Raw genomic sequence first — 250 nt, 5'->3', positions numbered from 1 at the left:
ATCCAATACTGCGCGAGCAAAACCATTTGCTATCTGTGGGCTGCTTAATATCTGCATCATCTGGTTTCTTTGCGCTTCCGAGCTATCCATTACCGCCTCATCAACGGCTTGAGGGAAGTCTCCTAAGAAGGCTTGTTCAGGTGTATTGTTTTTAATTTGGCGCATAACCTTCTCGTTCTCCCCTACCTTATCGGCCACGGTATAAAGATAGTTGAGCATATCGTCGTCAGTTAAGTTATCGGTGATAAAT

Annotated in this window: 1 protein-coding gene; it reads right to left on the bottom strand. The window is 44.4% G+C overall.

The genetic code is table 11. The features are described 5' to 3' along the window. Positions 1–219 (bottom strand): hypothetical protein (locus Q4528_RS15095; protein ID WP_303522509.1); only part of this gene is annotated, 219 nt, incomplete at its 3' end. Between the last annotated feature and the right edge of the window lie 31 nt (positions 220–250).

The sequence above is a fragment of the Staphylococcus pasteuri genome, assembly GCF_030547725.1.
GTDB lineage: Bacteria > Bacillota > Bacilli > Staphylococcales > Staphylococcaceae > Staphylococcus > Staphylococcus pasteuri.
This window is presented reverse-complemented; position numbering and strand designations above follow the sequence as displayed.